The organism is Chryseobacterium kimseyorum (genome assembly GCF_025971945.1).
GTDB classification, from domain to species: Bacteria; Bacteroidota; Bacteroidia; order Flavobacteriales; family Weeksellaceae; genus Chryseobacterium; species Chryseobacterium kimseyorum.
Genome location: NZ_JAPDHW010000001.1, coordinates 216,397 through 238,903 on the forward strand (window position 1 = coordinate 216,397; position 22,507 = coordinate 238,903).

The 22,507-nt window shown below is 35.5% G+C and carries 18 protein-coding genes; 11 read left to right on the forward strand and 7 right to left on the reverse strand.

All coding sequences use genetic code 11. The features are described 5' to 3' along the window. Positions 1 to 24 precede the first annotated feature (24 nt). Positions 25 to 711 (forward strand): Bax inhibitor-1/YccA family protein, encoded by a 687-nt coding sequence (locus OMO38_RS01080; RefSeq protein WP_264748399.1) that lies wholly within the window; start codon positions 25 to 27, stop codon positions 709 to 711. Between the two features lie 142 nt (positions 712 to 853). Here OMO38_RS01080 and OMO38_RS01085 read toward each other — a convergent pair whose 3' ends face one another. The 4 genes from OMO38_RS01085 to OMO38_RS01100 form a co-directional block, all read right to left on the reverse strand. Next, positions 854 to 1,102, reverse strand: coding sequence for a DUF6952 family protein (locus OMO38_RS01085; protein WP_264748400.1), 249 nt, complete (start codon positions 1,100 to 1,102; stop codon positions 854 to 856). A 42-nt stretch (positions 1,103 to 1,144) separates the two neighbouring features. Further along, the gene (locus OMO38_RS01090; RefSeq protein WP_129537019.1) at positions 1,145 to 1,453 is read right to left on the reverse strand and encodes a thioredoxin family protein; all 309 of its coding nucleotides are present in this window, start codon (positions 1,451 to 1,453) and stop codon (positions 1,145 to 1,147) included. Positions 1,454 to 1,578: 125 nt separating this feature from the next. Continuing rightward, a complete protein-coding gene (locus tag OMO38_RS01095) occupies positions 1,579 to 2,211 on the reverse strand; it encodes a peroxiredoxin (protein WP_264748401.1) in 633 nt (210 codons plus the stop codon). A 247-nt stretch (positions 2,212 to 2,458) separates the two neighbouring features. Then, positions 2,459 to 3,652 (reverse strand): pyridoxal phosphate-dependent aminotransferase, encoded by a 1,194-nt coding sequence (locus OMO38_RS01100; RefSeq protein ID WP_264748402.1) that lies wholly within the window; start codon positions 3,650 to 3,652, stop codon positions 2,459 to 2,461. Between the two features lie 173 nt (positions 3,653 to 3,825). Between OMO38_RS01100 and rsmG the strand changes: the two genes are divergently transcribed. The 4 genes from rsmG to OMO38_RS01120 all read left to right on the forward strand — a co-directional run bounded on the left by rsmG (position 3,826) and on the right by OMO38_RS01120 (position 8,166). Beyond that, positions 3,826 to 4,461 (forward strand): 16S rRNA (guanine(527)-N(7))-methyltransferase RsmG, encoded by a 636-nt coding sequence (gene rsmG / locus OMO38_RS01105; protein WP_264748403.1) that lies wholly within the window; start codon positions 3,826 to 3,828, stop codon positions 4,459 to 4,461. A gap of 65 nt (positions 4,462 to 4,526) precedes the next feature. Continuing rightward, positions 4,527 to 4,934 (forward strand): hypothetical protein, encoded by a 408-nt coding sequence (locus OMO38_RS01110; protein ID WP_264748404.1) that lies wholly within the window; start codon positions 4,527 to 4,529, stop codon positions 4,932 to 4,934. Further along, complete coding sequence (locus OMO38_RS01115; RefSeq protein WP_264748405.1) at positions 4,934 to 5,470, forward strand: DUF922 domain-containing protein; 537 nt, start codon at positions 4,934 to 4,936, stop codon at positions 5,468 to 5,470. The genes OMO38_RS01110 and OMO38_RS01115 overlap by 1 nt, the downstream gene beginning before the upstream one ends. Next, the gene (locus OMO38_RS01120) at positions 5,467 to 8,166 is read left to right on the forward strand and encodes a PD-(D/E)XK nuclease family protein (protein ID WP_264748406.1); all 2,700 of its coding nucleotides are present in this window, start codon (positions 5,467 to 5,469) and stop codon (positions 8,164 to 8,166) included. The genes OMO38_RS01115 and OMO38_RS01120 overlap by 4 nt, the downstream gene beginning before the upstream one ends. Before the next feature lie 57 nt (positions 8,167 to 8,223). Here the strand turns inward: OMO38_RS01120 and OMO38_RS01125 are convergent, their stop codons facing one another. The 3 genes from OMO38_RS01125 to OMO38_RS01135 all read right to left on the reverse strand — a co-directional run bounded on the left by OMO38_RS01125 (position 8,224) and on the right by OMO38_RS01135 (position 11,420). Beyond that, a complete protein-coding gene (locus OMO38_RS01125; RefSeq protein ID WP_264748407.1) occupies positions 8,224 to 9,402 on the reverse strand; it encodes an acyl-CoA dehydrogenase family protein in 1,179 nt (392 codons plus the stop codon). 70 nt (positions 9,403 to 9,472) lie between these two features. Continuing rightward, positions 9,473 to 10,213 (reverse strand): NUDIX hydrolase, encoded by a 741-nt coding sequence (locus OMO38_RS01130; RefSeq protein WP_264748408.1) that lies wholly within the window; start codon positions 10,211 to 10,213, stop codon positions 9,473 to 9,475. Between the two features lie 22 nt (positions 10,214 to 10,235). Then, on the reverse strand, positions 10,236 to 11,420 hold the full coding sequence (locus OMO38_RS01135) for an MFS transporter (protein WP_264748409.1): 1,185 nt from the start codon (positions 11,418 to 11,420) through the stop codon (positions 10,236 to 10,238). Positions 11,421 to 11,595: 175 nt separating this feature from the next. Here OMO38_RS01135 and OMO38_RS01140 point away from each other — a divergent pair, with 175 nt between their 5' ends. The 6 genes from OMO38_RS01140 to OMO38_RS01165 all read left to right on the forward strand — a co-directional run bounded on the left by OMO38_RS01140 (position 11,596) and on the right by OMO38_RS01165 (position 22,421). Next, positions 11,596 to 14,505, forward strand: a complete 2,910-nt coding sequence (locus OMO38_RS01140) for a SusC/RagA family TonB-linked outer membrane protein (RefSeq protein ID WP_264748410.1) — start codon at positions 11,596 to 11,598, stop codon at positions 14,503 to 14,505. Positions 14,506 to 14,516: 11 nt separating this feature from the next. Beyond that, a complete protein-coding gene (locus OMO38_RS01145) occupies positions 14,517 to 16,064 on the forward strand; it encodes a RagB/SusD family nutrient uptake outer membrane protein (RefSeq protein WP_264748411.1) in 1,548 nt (515 codons plus the stop codon). Beyond that, positions 16,065 to 17,495 (forward strand): glycoside hydrolase family 30 protein, encoded by a 1,431-nt coding sequence (locus OMO38_RS01150; RefSeq protein ID WP_264748412.1) that lies wholly within the window; start codon positions 16,065 to 16,067, stop codon positions 17,493 to 17,495. A 165-nt stretch (positions 17,496 to 17,660) separates the two neighbouring features. After that, positions 17,661 to 19,883 (forward strand): beta-glucosidase BglX, encoded by a 2,223-nt coding sequence (bglX, locus tag OMO38_RS01155; RefSeq protein WP_264748413.1) that lies wholly within the window; start codon positions 17,661 to 17,663, stop codon positions 19,881 to 19,883. A 197-nt stretch (positions 19,884 to 20,080) separates the two neighbouring features. After that, positions 20,081 to 20,887, forward strand: coding sequence for a glycoside hydrolase family 16 protein (locus OMO38_RS01160; protein ID WP_264748414.1), 807 nt, complete (start codon positions 20,081 to 20,083; stop codon positions 20,885 to 20,887). 94 nt (positions 20,888 to 20,981) lie between these two features. Continuing rightward, positions 20,982 to 22,421: a glycoside hydrolase family 30 protein gene (locus OMO38_RS01165; RefSeq protein WP_264748415.1), complete on the forward strand. Its 1,440-nt coding sequence runs from the start codon at positions 20,982 to 20,984 to the stop codon at positions 22,419 to 22,421. Positions 22,422 to 22,507: the final 86 nt, after the last annotated feature.

The following is a 22,507-nucleotide window of genomic DNA, read 5'->3' on the forward strand; positions in this document are numbered from 1 at the left end:
TTTAAAATAATAAAATATAATATAATGACAGATGTTTTAGTTGCGCATTCAACAGATGTTGACAAGGCAAGTTTTTACAAGAAAACCTATTTACATGTCGCGTTGGCAATTTTAGCTTTTGCGGGTGTTGAAACTGTTTTATTGCAGACTGTTCCTGCAGAACTTATTTACATGATGGTCGGGCAGAGGTACAGCTGGCTCTTGGTCTTAGGTGTATTTTGGTTAGGATCTTTTATGGCTTCAAAGTGGTCTTTATCTCAAAGCAGGTCTACTCAGTATGTTGGGTTAGGACTGTCAGTTTTGTTATATGCAGTAATCTTTCTACCAATGATTTCTGTGGCGTTACTTCAAGACGGGACTGGTAATCTTATCATGCAGGCTGCGTTATTAACCACTGCAATGTTTGCGGGGATTTCCGCAGTAGCATTTACTTCTAAAAGAGATTTTTCGTTCCTTAGAAATATTATTACCATCGGTGGTTTTATTGCTCTCGGACTGATCGTAGCCGGAATGATTTTCGGTTTTAACCTTGGGCTTTGGTTCTCTGTAGGAATGGTAATTTTAGCGTCAGCTTCAATTCTTTATGAAACAAGTAAACTGAAAGATACTTATGGAACACAGCAATACGTAGGGGCAGCTTTACAGCTTTTCGCTTCCATTATGCTACTATTCTGGTATATCTTAAGAATTTTAATGAGCAGAAGAAGCTAATTAAAATTGGAGACTGATATGTTTTCAGTAACAAATTTTCAAAACTTTTAAACCAAAAAAAATCCAGATGTTAATTCATCGGGATTTTTTTTGAATTGATCTTTTAAATATTTCAATTATTAAATCTTAAAATAATTAACTATTATTTGTCAATAGATCCTAAAACTTTTTGCGCGAAAGAATTTAAAGCATCTTTCTCGCTCATACCGTTCTGTACGTTGGTGTGAACTTCTAAAGCTCCGCAGATATTGGTGATCAATTCTCCGGCAACATTTAAATCTTCTTCACTTGTACCTCTGAATTCGCTGAAACTTTCCAAAACTTCTAAAGTTTTTTCAAGATTTTCAGGAGTTTGGTTTTGGTAAAACTGTCTTATTACAGGTAATTTCATGTGTAAATTTTTAAAAGTCAAAAATTTGCTCTAAGCAGATTCTTATGACAATTCGTTAAACAGATTAATTAAGCTCTCAGCCTGGTTAGACTGAACCTGATTTACCAATTCACCATTTTTGAAGATAGCGAAAGTTGGTAAATTATCAACCTTAGCTAATTTTCTGCTTTCAGGAAGTTTTTCTGCATCTACATATAAAAATGGAATTGCATCATTCTCTGAAGCCAGTTTTTTGAATTTTGGCTTCATGATTCTGCAGTTACCACACCATGTTGCTCCGTACTGTACCACAACTTTTTCGTTGTCACTTACAATATTCTGAAGCGTATCTTCTGTTAATTCTGTATACATAATTTCAATTTGAAAATTTGAAAATCTATTAATTTGAGAATGTCATTAAATAGAAAATGAGATAATTTTTAAATAATCATGCGACTAATTTTCAAATTATCTCATTTTCAAATTAACACATTATGTTAGTTCTTTGCCAAATACTCAGCAGTAGAAGTTCTGTCAGCTTTCATTGCATCTTTACCTTCTTCCCAGTTTGCAGGGCAAACTTCACCGTGCTTCTGAACGTGAGTATAAGCATCGATTAATCTTAAATATTCTTTTACGTTTCTTCCCAAAGGCATATCATTCACAGACTCGTGGAATACTTTTCCAGTTTCGTCGATCAAATAAGTTGCTCTGTAAGTTACGTTTGAACCTGTGAAATACTCATTTCCTTCTTCGTCAAATTCCAGATCCTGATCAACGATATCCAATAAATTCGCCAACTGTCTGTGAGTATCAGCTAAAAGTGGATAAGTAACTCCTTCAATACCACCGTTGTCTTTTGAAACGTTCAACCAAGCAAAGTGTACTTCGTTTGTATCGCAAGAAGCACCAATTACTTTAGTGTTTCTTTTTTCGAATTCACCTAAAGCCTCCTGAAAAGCATGTAGTTCAGTAGGGCAAACAAAAGTGAAATCTTTTGGGTACCAGAACAAAATTACTTTCTGTTGGTTTTTTGTAGTTTCTTCAAAGATGTTGATTTTAAGATCATCACCCATTTCAGACATTGCGTCAATCGTTACGTTTGGAAATTTTTTACCTACTAAAGACATATTTTCTTGTTTTATAATTAATATTTAATGGTGCAAATATACACAGTTTTGTCTATTGAAATAAGAGTAATCGATTAATAAAATCTATAATTGTTTTTGAGGGAAAATACTTTATGAAACTCGAATCTAATAACATTCAAGGTATTAGAAATTTATTTCTCGTTTATGTAAAGCTTTTATCTATGACAAAAAAATCAGATTTAAGATGCTTCTTAAATCTGATCAATATTTTAAAATATTTAAACTTTTAAACCGCTTTTTCCAAAACGTCTTTAATTCTTCTCATCGCTTCTCTCAACTCCTCCTCAGAAGCGGCATACGAGAATCTGATGCATTCAGGACTTCCGAATGATACACCGCCAACACAGCCTACGTGAGCGTGCTCTAGCAGGAACATGGCGAAGTCGTCTGCATCTTTAATATCTATACCATTAAGAGTTTTTCCAATGTAATAAGAAATATCAGGAAAGAAATAGAAAGCTGCCTTCGGTAAAAGAACTTTGAATCCCGGGATTTCTTTCATTAAATCAAACATGACATTTCTTCGTTGCTCGAAAGCGTCAATCATATATCTGTATTCAGAAGGATCAGTTTTTAATGCGACAATCGAAGCTCTCTGTGCTACTGTGTTTGCGCCGCTTGTCATTTGTCCCTGAACTTTCTCGCAAGCTTTTGCCAACCATTCCGGGCATGCAGAATATCCGATTCTCCAGCCAGTCATTGCAAATGCTTTAGACATTCCGTTGATTACTGCAGTCTGCTCATAAATCTCAGGAAACTGAGCAATAGATGTAGTTTTTGTCTCGTAATTGATGTACTCATAAATCTCATCGGAAATTACCGTCACATGCGGATATTTGGCGATAACTTTTGCTAAAGACTTCAATTCGTCGAATGTATAATATCCACCTGAAGGATTACATGGTGAGCTGAACAGAATTGCCTTTGTTTTATCGTTGATGGCTTCGTTCAGCTGTTCTGCTGTGATCTTAAAATCAGTAACATAAGAAGTGGGAAGCATTACCGATTCTCCACCCATCATTTTTACCATTTCATCATAGCTCACCCAATATGGAGTTGGAAGAATTACTTCATCCCCATCATTGATTATCGCCGCCAAAACATTGATGATTGCTTGCTTTGCACCGTTTGAAACACAAATTTGCGAAGGTTTATAATCCAGCTGATTGTCTCTTTGTAATTTATCTGAAATCGCCTGGCGAAGTTCCAAAAATCCGGGAACAGGCGAGTAGTGGCTGTAATTTTCATTGATTGCGTCAAATGCTGCCTGTTTGATGTTATCCGGAACATCAAAATCCGGTTCACCCAATGTTAAAGAAATGACGTCAATTCCGTTAGCCTTCATTTCTCTGGCCTTATTTGACATTACGAAAGTCTGAGAGTATCCTAATCTATTTACTCGGTCTGAAAGTTTATTCATGTATTCTTTTTGTCGTTTGTAACAAATATATATAAAAACTAAATGTTAAGGAAATGTGACTCGCTATATTTGGGAAATTAAGCATTGAAAAATACCTTTGCGTACATATTATCTCTAAAAAACATTATCTAAATATGAAATAAAACTTATTTTTGCCTTTTATATTACTTCGTATGTCAATAGCATTAATTCAGAAATATTTCCCGGAACTCTCCGAAAAACAAACCGAGCAATTTTTAAAATTGGAAAGCCTTTATGGTGAATGGAATGAGAAAATCAACGTTATTTCCAGAAAAGATATGGAATCGCTTTATGAAAAGCATATTCTTCATTCTTTAGGAGTGGCTAAAATAATGGAATTCGCTCCCGGTACTAAGGTTTTGGATATTGGAACAGGCGGTGGTTTCCCGGGAATTCCTCTGGCGATTCTGTTTCCTGAAACGAATTTTACTTTGATTGATTCGATTGGAAAGAAAATCACAGTGGTAAATGCAGTTGCAGAAGGAGTAGGCTTAACAAATGTTACAGCAATTCATGGAAGAGCTGAAAAAGTGAAAGAAAAATTTCATTTTGTGGTAAGCCGTGCTGTAACGCAGATGCCTGAATTTTTAAGATGGCTGAAAGGTAAATTCGAAAAAGAACAGTTCAATCCCAAACATAATGGAGTATTATATCTAAAGGGTGGAGATTTAGCGGAAGAATTAGCTGGACTTAAATGTGAGCTTTTTAACCTTAAGAATTATTTCGATGAAGATTTTTTTGATACCAAGAAAGTGGTTTATTTATCTAAAGGTAATTTTAATTCATAATTTTGTAGTTGAATGGAATAAATTTTAGTAATTTACGTTTAATAATTATAAATTTTTGCAATACTATGAAAGCGTTTTTAAACATTGGTCTGGCTGTTATTTTCGGAGGAATTTCATTAGTATCTTGTAAAGATGACGATGATTATGAAACTATTCAGTCAGTAGATAAAGTAAAGATTGACAGTGTAGCAATCGTTAATGACACCATGGATGTTTATTCTGTACAGAGTATCAGAACTTACTCTACTTATACATCAGGCTGTCAGGGATTTTACGGTTATGATTACATTCACACCGGAAATTTTGAAAGGGATGTTACTGCTTATCAGTTCAATACCAATGGAGTATGTACGCAATCGACTCACAAATCGGCCAATCAGTTTAATTTCAGTCCGCAACAGGCAGGAACGTATACTTTTAGATTTTGGAAAGGGGATAATAGTTGGATTACAAAAACAATTGTAGTAGAATAATGAGGAGTATATTATTAGCTTTTATTTTGATTTCTAATGTGTTATGGAGTCAGCGGGTGGAGTGGAAGGAAGACAGGAAATTAGTGTGGAGTAATTTTAAAAGTAAAACTAATAACCAGCACGGAAAAGATATTGTAGCCTACACTCATTGTGGTTGGGTGTATTCTGTTGTTAAATCTTCTAATCCGAAAGGAGCTGCAAAAGTAAATATAGAAACAATTTTTAACGAAGATAAATCCTGGAAGGACGAGAAAAGGATCAATGATTATGTTTTGAACCATGAGCAGAAACATTTTGATATTGCAGAAATTTACGCCAGGAAAATAAGAAAAGAGATTATCGCAAAAATAAAGACGACCAGCGATTACGATAAATATTTTCAGCCAATTTATAACCGAATCATTAAAGACTACAAAAATTTTCAGGCTTTGTATGACGGTGTTACAGAACATGGTATGAACAGAGAGAAGCAGTCGGAATATGATGTGATGATCAGTGATGAGCTCGAACAATTAAAAAACTACCAAAAACCTTGAAATTTCTTAATAAGATCATAGATGAATTGCTTTTGCAAAACATCGATCTGTCTCACTTTAATATCGTTTTGCCAGGTAAAAGACCTATCGTTTTTATACGGCAGATTTTAGAAGAAAATAATTATTCGGGATTTCTTCCCAACTTTTTTACTATCGAAGAACTGATTGGCGACATCGTTAATCAACAAACGATCCAAGGGATTGCTTTGTGGCTGTTTGCGTTCGATGTTTATAAAACTCTCAATCTTATTCCCAAAGATGATTTTGCGGATTTTTTGAAATGGTTTCCGACCTTGCAGAAGGACTGGGACGATATTCTGAAGTTTTCTGAGAGCGATGCTGCAGTTCTGCGGTATATGTTTGACGAGGAGCGTATAAAAGACTGGGCTCAGGATTTAGGTGATGAAGACGAAGTTCCGAGAAAAAAGTTTCTGAACTTCTGGAGAAATATGAATGTTTTTCTGCCTGTTTTGAAGCAGGAATTAAAAGAAAAAAACTGGGCAACTCCGGGGATGATTCATGAGTCTGCAAAAGCAAAAATAGTTGATTTTGCTAAAAACACAGATCAACACTTTATTTTTTGTGGTTTTAATGCATTCACACCCGTAGAAGAGAAGCTTGTGAGAAATCTGTTGCAGTGGGATAAGGCGCAGTGCTTTTTTCAGGCGGATCGCTACTATTTTGATGATGAAAGACAGGAAGCCGGTAAGTTTCTGAGAAGTCATAAACTGTGGAAAGAGTTCAATGACAACAGAGCCTTCAGTTGGATTGAGGATGACTTTAACCAGCCTAAAAGCATAAAAATCTACGAAGTATCTGGGAATGTTACACAGACGAAAGTGCTTCCCGATTTGTTTAAAGACATAGATAATAAGACATTCACTAATACAGCAGTAGTTCTGCTTGATGAAAATCTTTTACCTGCGAGTTTGGATGTGATGCACAGTGTTGAAAATCTTAACATTACTATGGGTTTTCCACTGAAAAACCTGTCATTTTCGAATGCGGTTAAACAGCTTTTTTATCTTCAGAAACAATTAGAAAAGAATAAATCATCGTACTATTACCGTGATATTTTCCCGATTTTGGAAGAGCTTCCGAAAACGGATGAAGATGAAAAGGTAATCAGTGATTTTAAATCTAAGATTGAAGAACGGAATATTGTTTACATTTCTGCGGGTTTATTTTCTGAATTGCTGAGTGATCTGTCATATTTTAATCTGTTACAAAAAGCGGACTCCGGATATCAGTTTTTAGATCAATTAATTGTGTATTGTCAACAAATTAAATGGATGGAACTTGATGATATACAGTATGAAAATGTTTCCCATTTCGAGAATTCATTTAGGGTCATCAAAAATCAGATAACTCCGTATAATTTTGAAATTAAAATGGAGACGCTGGAGATCTTGATTAATCAGCACATCAATTCAGAAAGTATCGATTTTCAGGGAGAGCCGTTGAAAGGACTTCAGGTGATGGGACTTTTGGAAACCCGTCTGCTAAATTTTGAAAATGTTATTTTGCTTTCTGTAAATGAAGGAAAATTACCACTCGGTAATTCGCAGAATACCTACATTCCATTTGATATCAGAAGGCATTTTGATCTTCATACTTTTCTTGAGAACGACAGTATTTATGCCTATCATTTTTACAGGTTAATTCAGGATGCAAAAAATATTCATCTGATGTTTAATGCATTGAGTTCAGGTGTCAATACAGGTGAAAAAAGCCGTTTTGTCACACAGATTGAAATGGAAAGTAATCATCATATTGAACATTTGATTGTTGAAAATACTTCGGAACCTATTTCGAGTCAGCCCATTGAAATTACAAAAACTGATATCGTTATTGAGCAACTTGAAAGTTGGAAAGAAAAAGTTTCGGCATCACATCTCACTAGCTACCTCTATAATCCTATTGATTTTTACCTGTCAAAAATTCTGAATACTTCTGAAACGGATGAGATTGAAGAAGAACTTTCAATCAGAAACTACGGGAATCTTGTACATTATTCACTTCAAGAAATATATGAAGTTATAAAAGGTAAAGTTTTAAAGTTAAATGATTTAGAGAAATCAATTAAACAGATTGATGAATATATAAACGTTGCAATTGAGAAGCTGAAGCACCAACCGGAGTTCTATGATAAGGGAATGAATTTCATCCACAGAGCAATTGCCAAAAAGGTAATTGAAAACATTCTCAATCATGATTTGGAATTAATTAAGCAGGGGAATTCATTAGAGATAATCGATATTGAAAGAAGATTCGAAAGCGTAGATTTTTATTTGGATGAAGCTAAAAAAGATAAAGTCTCATTTTTCGGTTTTATAGACCGAATCGACAGATTAAATGGAACCGTACGAATTATCGATTATAAAACAGCAAAAATTAAAAATTTAACAGTAAAAATAGATTCTGATAACATTGATAATTACTTTCATAAAGATGAAAGGAAACAGGCGTTACAGCTCTGTATCTATCAGTACGTGGTTCAAAGTTTACCGGAATTCTGGGGCTTCCCCATCGATACAGGAATCTGGAGTTTTGCTGACGCCAAGAAAGGAGTTGTATCTCTTGAATTTGCAGAAGGAAATCTTGATGATGCAATGAAATCAGTTCAAAGTCTGATTTTGGAAATTTTGAATCCCGATATTCATTTTACTGAAAAGATTAAGGTTTATAATTATTAAAAAAGGTGACTGATAATTTCAGCCACCTTAAGTTTTATTTTTTCGAAATTACTGTTTTTAAAAAGCGTTGAAACCTGTAATATCCAAACCTGTAATCAATAAATGAACATCATGTGTTCCTTCATAGGTAATCACCGATTCTAGGTTGGCTGCGTGTCTCATCATCGGGAATTCACCCATGATTCCCATTCCGCCCAGGATCTGACGGGATTCTCTTGCTATTTCAATTGCCATTTTTACATTATTTCTTTTGGCCATAGAAATTTGAGCAGGCGTAGCTTTGTGGTCATTTTTCAACATTCCTAACTGTAAACAAAGCAACTGAGCCTTAGTGATTTCAGTTAAAAACTCGGCTAATTTTTTCTGTTGCAGCTGAAATGCTCCAATTGGCTTACCGAACTGTTTTCTTTCTTTAGAATACTGCACAGCTGTACAGTAACAGTCGATTGCAGCTCCGATAACACCCCATGAAATACCGTATCTGGCAGAATTTAGACAAGATAATGGACCTTTTAATCCTGTAACTCCCGGAAGCAGATTTTCTTTAGGAACTTTTACATTATTAAAAACCAATTCTCCGGTTTTCGAAGCTCTTAAACTCCATTTGTTGTGAGTTTCAGGCGTTGTAAAACCTTCCATGCCCCGTTCTACAATCAGTCCCTGTACTTTTCCGTCTTCATTTTTAGCCCAAATCACAGCAATATCGCAAAGAGGCGAGTTGGTGATCCACATTTTGGCACCGTTCAAAAGATAATGATCTCCCATATCTTTAAACTGAGACTCCATAGAACTAGGATCTGAGCCGTGATTAGGCTCTGTCAAACCGAAAGAACCAATCATTTCACCTGAAGCTAACTTGGGTAAATATTTTCTTTTCTGTTCTTCAGAACCGAACTCATTAATAGGAAACATTACTAAAGAACTCTGTACTGAAGCAGCTGAACGTACTGCCGAATCTCCTCTTTCCAGTTCAAGCATTATCAGTCCATAGGAAATCTGATCAAGGCCTGAACCACCATACTCTTCAGGAATGTAAGGTCCCAAGGCTCCGATTTTCCCCAATTCTTTCATTAAACCAGGTAAATCTGTGTGGTCCTGGGCAGCCTGATCGATATTCGGCATTACAAAACTTTCTACCCAATCTCTTACTGACTGGCGGATAAGCTTGTGTTCTTCGGTAAGTAAAGCATCAATTCCGAAATAATCGGGAATGCTCGTAAGAGGATAATATGACATGTAGTTTAATTTTCCTAAAAATAATACTTTTCAATTGGTCTGCGAAAATTTTTTAAGAAAAATATAAAAACTACTTTTTGATAAATTTATAAAGAAAAGGTGCTTTGTTGGCTGAACCATCGAATAATTTCTCCATTCTTTCTAAAGAATTCATGCTCAGTATTTTACGCTGAAAATTATTTCGTCTGAATTTTTCACCTAAAATAGTTTCGTATAGAGACTGAAGATCTTTCATTGTGAATTTCTCCGGCAAAAGATTACTTGCAGCTATTTGAGTATCAATATTTTTACGTAGATATTCCAGGCCTTCAGCAATTACTCTGTCATGATCAAAAGCCATCGCTGGAAGTTTACTTACTTCAAACCATGCGCAGGTTTCGTTAAATGCATCGGGGAAAGTATTGGTAAGAGAAAAATCGATCAAACTGCAGTAACCTACTGTGATAAAACGCTGTAAAATCCAGTGATCTTTGGGAACATCAAGACCTTTATTCTGTATCAACGTTCGGTGAACATTATTTTCTGTACGGTCTAGTCTGCCAAATGTATGAAACTGCTCCAGAAACAAGCCTTTAAGATGTGTTCTTTCATACAAAACGCGATCTGCAGCTTCTCTGAGATCTTCATCGATAAACACAAAACCGCCGGGAAGGGACCAAAGATCGAGATCATGGTATTTGAGCAACAAAACTTTCAGAATGTTATCATGGAAACCAAATATCGTACAGTCTACGGATAGATTGGGAATAAAGTCTTTGCTCTCTACAAGTTCTTTAAGGGTTTCAATGTTTCTGTTATGGTCAGTTTTCATGCGGTAAAAATAAAATTATTTTTTAAATTTTATTCATGCTAATTTTAAAATAAGAATATGCTAACACAGAAACAAGTATTACTGCCCCCAAAATATACAGTGAATAATAGTTAAGTATCTGATTTTTAAATAATAATGAAATTGAAATAGAATTGATAGAACTGCTGACTGATGAAACAATTACGATTAAAGAAGTAAATGTATTAATTTTCTCTTTACCAATTTTTGCGATCATCTTTGAGTTAATCACCGGATAGAGAGGTGAGAGAAACAATCCGATAATCGGAAACAGGAATAACAGGATTTTGGAATTTTCTGTAAAACTGAACTGAATAACTGAAATAATTATCAGCAAAGAAATAATTATAAACAGACACATCATAAAATATCTTGCTAATGAAAATCTGTGAATAATTTTTGAAGTAATCGTTCTGCCAGTATATGAAAAAAGTGCGAGAAATGACGAGGCCTGCAGTGCGAAAAAAGAATTGACCTTCAAATGATCTTTATAAAATGACGGCAGCCAAGAATTAAAACTCTGTTCAATAAAAATTATGAAAAAGCTTACCGCAAAAAATAGAATGAAGGGAAGTTTTCCGAATCCTGATAAATCGGGGAGGACTCTGATATTTTTATTTTCCGGTTCGGCAATCTGAGATTTCATGAAAAGATAGACCGTAAAAAATGAAATGAGGGAAATCGACATAAATCCAAATTTCCAATACTCACCGAATTGACTGGAAATCAGCCATCCAAAACCCGTATTAACAACAAAAATACCGATCATAAACGATGCTTCAACGCTGTTCATCATTTTAGCTAAAGATTTTTCTTCGGTCATATTGTTTCTGATAATTCCGTATACGCAGATTTTTCCGATAGCAAAGCAGGTTCCGATGATCGCAAACCACAGCTTGAAAAACCAAAAAACTTCAACGAAAGGCAAAAACAGAGAGCAGACACCTACTAACATTAACGCAAAGATCAGCGATTTTTTTGTTCCAAATCTGCCGATAAAATTAACAGCGAATAAGGAGAAGACAGCAATGGGTATGTCTTTAAAAGATTCTAGAAATCCCAATTTGTCATAAGTGATATTTTGTTCCGAAAGCTGCAGTATCACGATCCCCATACAGTTTAGCACCATCGAAAAAATAAGGAAAGTAAGTTTCAAGGGAAGAGAAATATTGGGTTGCTTAACGCTCATTTGGGGATTTTTTTTAATGTTTTTTAGTCAATTTTAACTAATTATAACCATCTATTTATGCCTTTGAGACCCCAAAAATAGTGGAAATATTAAAATAATTATTAAATAAATGTTAATTAATCAAAAAAAAATATATTTTTATTGTCTCAATTTGAGAATTAAAAACTAACTGTATATGAATGTACAAATATCAAGAAGTTTAGGAATCATTGCCGCCCTTTATTTTACGGCAAATTTCAGTGCACAGACTACACCTACAGACACTGTTCAGAAGGAACAGAAAATCGAAGAAGTAGTTATGATTGGTTACGGAACTCAGAAAAAGAGTAATGTGACAGGAGCGATATCAAGTATTAAAGCTTCAGACATCGAGGATATCCCGGCGGGTAGACCAGAGCAGGTGTTACAAGGCAGAGCTGCGGGTGTTTCTGTAATATCGAATTCCGGTCAACCAGGATCTCCAGCAACTGTGAGAGTGCGTGGTATTACCAGTTTCGGGGCAGGAAGTAATGATCCACTATGGGTTGTAGATGGTATTGTGGTAGACAATATTGCCTGGCTTAACCAAGCTGACATCGAAGGGATGGAAATTCTGAAAGATGGTGCTTCAGCCGCAATATATGGGGTCTCAGCTGCAAAAGGCGTAATTCTTATTACCACAAAAAAAGGAGCTAAAGGAAGATTGAATTTTTCTTATAATGGTTTTTTCGGTGTTGGAAGTGCTGCTAAGAAATTAGATTTACTTGATGCTTCTCAATATGCAACAATCATGAATGAAGCTAATGTGAATGACGGACGGGATCCTTTATTTTCAAACCCTTCAGCATACGGTAAAGGAACAGATTGGCAGGATGTGATTTTTAATAGTGCTCAGCGTTCTTCTCATGATTTCAGTATTAGTGGTGGAAGTGATAAATCTACGTTCTATACTTCTTTTGGATTATACGAGCAACAAGGTATTGTAATGCGAGATATTTCTAATTACAAAAGATTGAATGCAAGAATCAACTCGACTCATAAAGTGTTTGACTATTTAACAATCGGACAAACTTTTGCATATACCCACACAAAATCTCAGGGAATTAATTCTAATGGGGAGTTTGGAGGACCTTTAAGTTCTGCGATTAACTTAGATCCTCTAACTCCTGTAACAGTTACCAATGGAATCTCTCAGCAGCCTTTTCCAAGTGATTATACAAATCCCTATATTGTCAGAGATGCATTAGGAAATCCTTATGGTATTTCACATTATGTGAATAAAGAAATGTCAAATCCATTAGCTTTTCAACAAACTCAGTTGGGAAGATACAATTGGTCAGACGATATGGTTGCCAATGTTTTTGCAGAATTAAAACCGATCAATCATATTACAGTAAAATCAAGCCTTAATGGAAAATTGTCTTATTGGGGAAATCAAGGTTTTACCCCTAAATTTTATTTAAGTCCTTCGGCTAAAAATGATTCATTTAATAACCTTTTTAGAGAGACCCAAAAGAAATTTGAGTGGAATATTGAAAATACAATAAATTATCAGAATAAATTTGGACTGCATAATTTAAATGTTTTATTAGGACAGGGATATTACGAGTATAATATTTCTTCCGGACAAAATGTAACGTACACTAATCTTCCTGTGGATAATTGGCAAGATGCTTCTTTCAATTTTGAGATTCCTCAAAAAGATAGAAGTACAAATGCTTGGGATGGCAAAGAAACTCACAAAACATCATATTTTGCAAGAGTTGTTTATGATTATGATAACAGATATCTTTTTACAGGGACAATGCGTAGAGATGGTTCTTCAAAATTTGCAAGAGCGTACCATTGGGGAAATTTTCCTGCAATGTCTTTAGGTTGGAATATATCGAACGAAAGTTTTTGGCCAGAAAATAATGTAGTGAATAGTTTTAAACTTAGAGGTGGTTACGGAGTTCTTGGAAATGACGCAATTGATGATTTTCAGTATGCGAATTTCTTAATTCCTGGAAGTAACTATTCTTTTGGTGATGATAATATTCACATTGGTTATGCACCGAGTACTTTAGAAAACCCTGAACTGAGATGGGAAAAAACTTCACAACTAAATATCGCAGCAGATTTAAAGCTATTTAAGAACTTTGATTTAACTGTTGATGTTTACAAGAAAAAATCTACGGATATTTTAAGAAGAATAAATCTTCCAGGATATTTAGGTTTAATCAATAACCCGTGGAGAAATATCGGGGATATGAACAACAATGGGATTGAAGTAAGCTTAGGTTATAAAAAGAATTGGGATGATTTTGGAATATCTGCTAATGGAAATTTAGGCTTTTTAAAGAATGAAATTACAAGATTAGAAGATGATAAAATATTTGAAAATTTTGCATCTTTTCAATCAATGGGTGCAGTTTCTAGATTGCAGGTTGGCTCTTCTTATGGTTCTTTCTATGGTTTTCAAAATGCCGGAATTTTCCAAACTCAGGCAGAGATTGATGCCTATAAAAATGCAAATGGAGGTTTAATTCAACCCAATGCAAAACCAGGAGACTTCAAAAGGACTGATGTGAATGGAGATGGCAGAATTAATGAAGATGACTACGTAAATTTAGGAAATTCTGTTCCAAAATATACTTTTGGATTTACACTGAACATGAACTATAAAAACTTTGATTTTATGCTTTTTGCTCAAGGGCAGGCAGGAAACAAAATTTTTCAAGGTTTGAGAAGATTAGATATTCAGGATGCTAATTACCAAACTGCAATTCTTGATCGTTGGACAGGTGCTGGTACTTCCAATACTATTGCGAGAGTTACGAGAGATGATCCTAATCAAAACTATACAAGAATGTCTGACTATTATTTGCAAAAAGGCGATTATTTACGTCTGAAATTAGTGCAGATTGGCTATACACTTCCAAAAAATATTTCTGAAACCATAGGTGCAAGTAAGGTGAGATTTTATGTAACTGGTGAAAATCTTGTGACATTTACAAAGTATACAGGTTATGACCCTGAAATTGCCGGAGGTGATACTTTTGGTATAGACAGAGCATATTATCCTCAGTCGAGAACTTTCCTTTTTGGTGCTAATGTTCAATTTTAATTTAAGAAAAAATGAAAAATAAAAGATTTATATATAAAAGTCTTACTGTTTTGTTACTAACTGGTTTCAGCTTTGGAGCCGTCTCTTGTAATAATTCAAATCTAGAAGATGTACAAAATACAGGAACTTTTGATTCTGAAAACTATTTCAAAAACGAAGAGCAAGCTTTTGGTGGTTTAGTTGCTGTTTATGATATGCTGAGAAAATATTCAGGAGGTTTTGAAAATAATGTAACTTTTTTTAACGCAGGATCTGATGATTTCTTTTCAGGTGGTGGTAGTTCGACTGATGGTGCTGGTATTCAGGGAATGTCAAATTTCACAATCAATCCTATCATCATGCCTGCAAGTTATTGGAAAGATTATTATCAGGGAATCGCAAAGGCAAACCTGCTTTTAGACAGAATTCCAAATGCTGATATGAATGATCAGACTCGAAAGAGATTTGTCGCTGAAACAAAAGTTTTAAGATCATTATATTATTTTGAGTTAGTAAGAATATTCGGTAAAGTACCTTTGATTCTAAAAACAATTAAGTATACGGATGATTATTATAATATCCCTCAGGCAACAGTTTCTGATATTTATACCCAGATAGAAACTGATATTTCTTCTTCAATTGCAGATCTTCCGATGACAGCTAATGGAGGAGAGAAAGGTCGAATTACACAAGGTACAGCTCGTGCTATTTTAGGTAAAATTTATTTGTACAATAAAAAATATAGCGACGCTGCAACTCAGTTCGAGATGGTCAATGGAACTCCGGGAGGTACAAGTCAATACGGATATAAACTGGTTACGAATTTTTCTGAGCTTTGGGTTGTTGATAATAAATTTAGTACAGAATCTGTCTTAGAGGTAATGCATACCAATAAAGGAAATTCAGATTGGGGATTTTGGGGCTCTGGTAAAGATGAAGGAAATTCTGTTAATCAAATGGTTGGAATTATTTCTTATGGACGTGTTGTGACGACTCCTCCTACAACACCTCCTAATAATGCACCAGATCTGGTTTCAGGATGGGGTTTTAATCCTGTTACTGAAGATTTATTTAATTTCATGCAGAATGATCCTCGTTTGGATGCGACTATTTTTAATGCTAAAAAATTCAAACAGGAAAATAAGATAACATACTCTGGAGGTTTCAGAGATACAGGATATTTCCTAAATAAATATCTACCTAAAACTGCGGATAAAACTACTTTACCGGGAGCCTCGGAGCTTAACTTCCGCCAAAATTACATTGCTATCAGATTGGCTGATACTTATTTAATGGAAGCAGAAGCATTAAACGGATCAGGAGCAAGAGCACAGGCATTGTTAGATGCTGTCAGAGCAAGAGTTGGCTTAGCATCTGTACCAGTTTCTTTGCAGGCGATCAAAGATGAAAGAAGGAGAGAATTAGCTGGCGAAGGTCACAGATTCTTTGATTTGGTAAGATGGGGTGATGCTCCGGCAAAATTAGGAGCGAGAGGATTTACTGCTGGTAAAAATGAAATTTTGCCAATTCCTTTTACCGAACTAACAAATACAGCATTAGTACAAAATCCTAATTATTAAATGTTAAGTAAAAAATCATATAGTTTCTTTTTAAAGAGTACTGCACTGCTATTTAGCGGTGTGGTACTTTTGCCTTTAACTTCTTGCAAATCTGCAATAAATACTAAAGATCAGGTTCAGTCTTGGCTTACAAAAGGAGATGAAAGCATAAAATTGCAGCAACAATTGCCCTTAGTTTTTGTAAACACATCCAATAATTTTCAGAATATTGAAATTGATGATTCTCAAAAGTTTCAATATGTTGACGGTTTCGGATATACATTAACTGGCGGAAGCGTTGAAGTAATCAACCGTCTCTCACCGGCAAAAAGAAAAGTATTACTGAACGAACTTTTCGGGAAAGATGAAAATTCGATTTCGATCAGCTATCTAAGATTAAGTATTGGCGCTTCTGATCTGGATGGCGAAGTTTTTTCTTACGATGATTTGCCTCAGGGACAGGCAGATCCCACTTTATCTAAATTCAGTCTGGCAAGAGATAAAGATTTAATTGCGATGTTAAAAGAAATTTTAGCAATCAATCCGAAAATCAAAATCATTGCAGCTCCCTGGTCGCCTCCTGTTTGGATGAAAGATAACGGTAAATCAATTGGCGGAAGCCTGAAACCTGAGTTTTATGATACTTATGCAAACTATTTTGTCAAATACATTCAGGGAATGGCTAAAGAAGGAATAACAATCGATGCTGTAACTCCACAAAACGAACCTTTGCATCCCGGAAACAATCCGAGTTTACTGATGGTTTCAGATCAGCAGAGATATTTTATCAAACAAAGTTTGGGACCCATTTTTAAGTCAAATAAAATTAAAACTAAAATTGTGGTTTACGATCACAATTGCAACAAACCGGAATACGCTATTAATATTTTAAACGATGCTGAAGCAAACCAATATATCGATGGTTCAGCTTTTCATTTGTACGAAGGCGATATTTCAGCTTTAAGTACTGTTTACAAATCTCATCCGAACAAAAATTTATACTTCACAGAACAATGGACTGGCTCAAAAGGAACCTTTGATGGAGATTTAAACTGGCACACAAAAAATGTAATTATCGGTTCGATGAGAAACTGGAGCAAAATTGCTTTGGAATGGAACCTGGCCAATGATGCTGAATTCAAACCTCACACTCCGGGAGGTTGTACAGAATGCAAAGGTGCCATCACGGTTTCAGATAGAGAAAACTTCACAAGAAATGTAGGATATTATATCATTGCACACGCTTCGAAATTTGTTCCTGCCAACTCACAAAGAATTTCTTCAACGCAGACAGATAACCTGTCCACAGTTGCTTTTAAAACTCCTGAAGGAAAAACGGTTTTGATTGTTCAAAATTACAGTAAAACAGACGGAAATTTTAATATTAAATATAACAACAAAACAGCTCCAGTAAACATTACAGCAAGTTCTGTTGCTACATATGTTTTTTAAATTTTAAAAATGACGAATTTAAAAAATTTTAGAATGAAAACTCTGTGTTTTTTGCTAAGTAGAACGCCTTAGCGAATTTAAAAATCAACAGAATTATTTGCTAAAAAATCTTAGTGGACTTTGCGTTAAAAATTAATTAAAGTTTCCAGCAGAAATTAAATTACAATGAAAAAACTTTATTTCATATTAACCTTTACAGCATTCGGATTCAACGTATTCGGACAGAAAACAATCGACCAGAAAGTCTCTGAGCTTCTCTCTAAAATGACTTTAGAAGAAAAAATAGGTCAGCTCGTTCAGTACAGTGGTTTTGAATATGCCACAGGTCCTCAGAATTCTAATTCTGCAAATGTTTTAAATGAAATTAAAATAGGGAAAGTCGGTTCTATGCTAAATGTGGCAGGAGCAGAGGAGACCAGAAAATTTCAGGAACTGGCGTTAAAATCACGATTAAAAATTCCGATGTTGTTCGGTCAGGACGTGATTCATGGTTACAGAACAACGTTTCCGGTGAATTTGGGTCAGGCGGCGAGTTGGGATTTAAATTTAATTGAAAAATCTGAAAGAATTGCCGCAACAGAAGCCTCCGCGTACGGAATTCACTGGACGTTTGCTCCGATGGTCGATATTGCAAGAGATCCGAGATGGGGTAGAGTGATGGAAGGTTCGGGCGAAGATACTTACTTGGGAACGCAGATTGGTTTGGCAAGAATCAGAGGTTTTCAGGGGAAAGGTCTTGGAAATCTTGATGCGATTATGGCTTGTGCAAAACATTTTGCAGCGTATGGAGCAGCAGTTGGCGGGAGAGATTATAATTCTGTTGACATGAGTTTAAGACAATTACATGAAACGTATCTGCCACCTTTTAAAGCAGCTGCGGAAGCTGGCGTGGCAACTTTTATGAACTCATTTAACGATATCAATGGAATTCCAGCCACTGCCAACAAATATATTTTAAGAGATATTTTAAAAGGTCAATGGAATTACAAAGGTTTTGTGGTTTCGGACTGGGGAAGCATCGGTGAAATGGTTCCTCACGGTTACGCCAAAGACAATAAAGAAGCTGCAGAAAAAGCCATCAACGCCGGAAGCGACATGGATATGGAAAGCCGTGCCTACATGGCCGAACTTCCGAAATTAGTTCAGGAAGGAAAAGTTGATCCAAAATTAATTGATGATGCAGCGCGAAGAATTTTAGTTAAGAAATTTGAGATGGGATTATTTGACGATCCTTACAGATTCAGCAGTGAGAAGAGACAGAAAGAACAGTTAAACAATCAGGAGCACAGAAAATTCGGAAGAGAATTTGGTTCGAAAAGTATTGTCTTGCTAAAAAATGAAAAGAATATTCTTCCGCTTTCAAAGTCGACAAAAACTGTAGCATTAATTGGACCTTTTGGAAAAGAGACGGTCGCCAATCACGGCTTTTGGTCGGTGGCTTTTAAAGATGATGACCAAAGAATTGTAACACAGTTTGATGGTATTAAAAATCAGTTAGACAAAAACTCGACATTATTGTATGCAAAAGGCGCTAACGTTGATGATCAGGACAGATCAATGTTTGCTGAAGCTTTGGAAACGGCAAAAAAAGCAGATGTTGTGATTATGACTTTAGGCGAAGGTCACGCCATGAGCGGTGAAGCAAAGAGCAGAAGCAATCTTCATTTTTCTGGTGTTCAGGAAGATTTACTGAAAGAAATTGCCAAGACTGGAAAACCGATTGTTTTAATGATTAACGCAGGAAGACCATTGGTTTTCGATTGGGCAGCAGACAATATCCCAACCATTGTTTACACCTGGTGGCTTGGAACAGAAGCAGGAAATTCAATTGCTGACGTACTTTTCGGCACTGTTAATCCGGGTGGCAAACTACCGATGACTTTTCCGAGAACGGTGGGTCAGGTTCCTATTTATTACAATCACTACAATACCGGAAGACCTGCGAAAAATAATACGGACAGAAATTATGTTTCCGCATACATCGATCTGGATAACGACCCGAAATTTCCATTTGGATATGGTTTAAGTTATACTCAGTTTAAATATACTGACATGAAATTAAGTTCGGCAAGTCTGAAAGGAAACCAAATTTTAAACATCAATGTTGCTGTTACCAACACCGGAAATTACGATGGGGAAGAAGTGGTGCAACTGTACATCAGAGATTTGGTGGGAAAAGTGGTAAGACCTGTGAAAGAATTGAAAGGCTTTCAAAAAGTTTTCATTAAAAAAGGAGAGAGCAAAACGGTCAATTTTACGTTGACTTCTGAAAATTTAAAATTCTATGATGATACTTTGAACTATGATTGGGAAGCCGGAGAATTTGACATTATGGTGGGAACCGATTCTCAAAATGTTCACACCAAAAGAATTACCTGGGAAAAATAAATATGATTTTATAAACTAAGAGCGGGATGAAACCCGCTTTTGGTGGTAGAAAACTGAGTGTTTTTTGAAAACTTTTAATTTTGAGTTTATCATTCTGAAATCTTAGGGTTCGACGCAGTCAAAGAATCTAAATAATCTTTGTAGAGATGCTTCCAGCATGACAAACTTTGAAAACATTAAAAAATAAACTTAAAATTTTGAAAATAAATATTCAACATATTTTCCATTTAATCATCGGAGGAACTTTAGTTTTTTCATCATTAAACTGTGCATCCCACAAACCCGATTCAAGCAGAAAATTAATCTGGAGCGACGAGTTTAATTACAAAGGCTTGCCTGATTCCACCAAATGGAACTATGATGTAGGTGGCGACGGTTACGGAAATAATGAAGCTCAGTTTTATACCAAAAACAGATTGGAAAACGCAAGAATAGAAAACGGAAATCTTGTGATCGAAGCCAAAAAAGAAAACTGGGAAAAGAATAAATATACATCGGCAAGACTTTTAACGAAAGGAAAATTTTCATTTCAATATGGAACAGTTGAAGTCCGCGCCAAACTTCCGAAAGGTCGGGGAACATGGCCTGCCATCTGGATGATGAGCGAAAATATGAAAGAATGGCCGGATGACGGTGAACTGGATATTATGGAACATGTGGGTTTCAACCAAGGATTTGTACATGCATCGGTTCACACTAAAAAGTATAATCATATCATCAATACCCAGAAGACAGACACTTTGTTTGTAAAAGATGCCAGCGAAAAGTTCCATGTCTACAAAGCGGATTGGACGCCTGAAAAAATTGATGTCTATATCGATGATCAGAAGTTTTTCACCTATGAAAATAAAGAAAAGACGTATGAATCATGGCCTTTTGATCAGCCTTATTTTATTATTCTAAATCTGGCCGTGGGCGGATTTTGGGGTGGAAAAGAAGGAATTGACGATTCTGTTTTTCCGCAGAAATATGAGATTGATTACGTAAGAGTGTACGAAAATTAATAGTGTAAGTAAATACAATTTCCTCTCTGGAGGGTGGATAAAGTTTCAAGAGAAAATTTAGACACGATGATTTAAATATATAAGAAAAGAAATAATGAAGAAATTAGTGGTAAGCTGTTTTGTTATAGGAATGGCTTTTAATGCAAACGCACAAAATTACTGGAAAAAAAATGCAGGAAAAACAGCAAAAGTAATTTTGACCAACTCTAAAACCAGTGAAAAAATGGTTGACAAGGGAGTTGTGAAATTTGAAAAAATGGCTCAGCCAAAAGAAACAGATGCCTGCATTTTTGTTGATCCTGATTTTAAATATCAGAAATTAATCGGAATCGGAGGTGCGATTACAGATGCTTCGGCAGAAACGTTTTATAAACTTCCAAAAAATAAGCAGAAAGAAATCATTGAAGCTTATTATGGGAAAGACGGTTTGGGATACACTGTCGTTCGTACCAATATGAATTCGTGTGACTTCTCCAGCGATTCTTACACATATGTGACTGAAAATGATAAAACTTTAAAATCATTCAACGTTGCGCATGATGAAAAGTTTAAAATTCCAATGATCAAAGAAGCTCAAAAGGCAATCGGGAACAATTTTACCTTTTACTTTTCACCTTGGAGTCCACCGTCGTGGATGAAATCTAATAAAAATATGCTGAAGGGGGGAAGATTGGAAAATCCGTTTTACCAAACCTGGGCAGATTATTATGTGAAATTTATTAAAGAATACGAAAAAAGAGGAATCAATGTTTGGGGTCTGACCATTCAGAATGAGCCAATGGCAACGCAGACTTGGGAATCTTGCATCTATACGGCTGAAGAAGAAGGAGAGTTTCTTAAAAATAATTTAGGACCTACGCTTTGGAAAAATGGTTTCAAAGATAAAAAAGTGATGATTTGGGATCACAACCGTGATTTGATTTACCAAAGAGCCACCACAACGTTAAGCGATCCTGAAACTTCAAAATACGCTCACGGAATCGGTTATCACTGGTACGAAACATGGAACAACAAAACTCAGCTGTTTGATAATTTATTGGAAACTCAAAGGGCTTTTCCGGATAAATTTTTAGCATTTACTGAAGGATGTAAAGAGCAGTTCGATTTAACCAAAATCTACGACGTAAGTTTAGGCGAACTGTATGGAAGAAATATGATCAACGATTTCAATAAAGGAACTGCTTTATGGACTGACTGGAACGTTCTTCTGGATGAAACAGGCGGACCCAATCATGTTGGAAATTTCTGTTTTGCCCCAATTATTGCCGATACCAAAACAGGAGAGGTTCACTATACCTATGAATATTATTATGTCGGTCACGTTTCTAAATACATTAAACCAAATGCGCAGAGAATCGGGACATCGTCAAACAGAGCCGCTTTAACCTCTACAACGTTTATGAATGAAAACGGACAGCTGGTAACAGTGATTATGAATGACTCTGAAACTGATATCGATACCAATCTCTGGATTGAAGGAATGTCTGCAAAATTATCTGCACCTGCCCATTCTATTCAGACTGTAATCTTATAACACACTTCATATTAACATTTTTATTAGGAATCGGCGGTACCTTTGGTGCCGCCGATTTTGCTTTTCTAAAAAGATAAGTTTTTTGA

Coding starts and splice junctions, on each gene's coding strand:
- OMO38_RS01150 (WP_264748412.1), top strand. CDS start 16,065: ATGTTAAGTAAAAAATCATATAGTTTCTTTTTAAAGAGTACTGCACTG.
- OMO38_RS01145 (WP_264748411.1), top strand. CDS start 14,517: ATGAAAAATAAAAGATTTATATATAAAAGTCTTACTGTTTTGTTACTA.
- OMO38_RS01165 (WP_264748415.1), top strand. CDS start 20,982: ATGAAGAAATTAGTGGTAAGCTGTTTTGTTATAGGAATGGCTTTTAAT.
- bglX (WP_264748413.1), top strand. CDS start 17,661: ATGAAAAAACTTTATTTCATATTAACCTTTACAGCATTCGGATTCAAC.
- OMO38_RS01125 (WP_264748407.1), bottom strand. CDS start 9,402: ATGTCATATTATCCTCTTACGAGCATTCCCGATTATTTCGGAATTGAT.
- OMO38_RS01130 (WP_264748408.1), bottom strand. CDS start 10,213: ATGAAAACTGACCATAACAGAAACATTGAAACCCTTAAAGAACTTGTA.
- OMO38_RS01095 (WP_264748401.1), bottom strand. CDS start 2,211: ATGTCTTTAGTAGGTAAAAAATTTCCAAACGTAACGATTGACGCAATG.
- OMO38_RS01085 (WP_264748400.1), bottom strand. CDS start 1,102: ATGAAATTACCTGTAATAAGACAGTTTTACCAAAACCAAACTCCTGAA.
- OMO38_RS01135 (WP_264748409.1), bottom strand. CDS start 11,420: ATGAGCGTTAAGCAACCCAATATTTCTCTTCCCTTGAAACTTACTTTC.
- OMO38_RS01100 (WP_264748402.1), bottom strand. CDS start 3,652: ATGAATAAACTTTCAGACCGAGTAAATAGATTAGGATACTCTCAGACT.
- OMO38_RS01115 (WP_264748405.1), top strand. CDS start 4,934: ATGAGGAGTATATTATTAGCTTTTATTTTGATTTCTAATGTGTTATGG.
- OMO38_RS01110 (WP_264748404.1), top strand. CDS start 4,527: ATGAAAGCGTTTTTAAACATTGGTCTGGCTGTTATTTTCGGAGGAATT.
- OMO38_RS01080 (WP_264748399.1), top strand. CDS start 25: ATGACAGATGTTTTAGTTGCGCATTCAACAGATGTTGACAAGGCAAGT.
- rsmG (WP_264748403.1), top strand. CDS start 3,826: ATGTCAATAGCATTAATTCAGAAATATTTCCCGGAACTCTCCGAAAAA.
- OMO38_RS01090 (WP_129537019.1), bottom strand. CDS start 1,453: ATGTATACAGAATTAACAGAAGATACGCTTCAGAATATTGTAAGTGAC.
- OMO38_RS01140 (WP_264748410.1), top strand. CDS start 11,596: ATGAATGTACAAATATCAAGAAGTTTAGGAATCATTGCCGCCCTTTAT.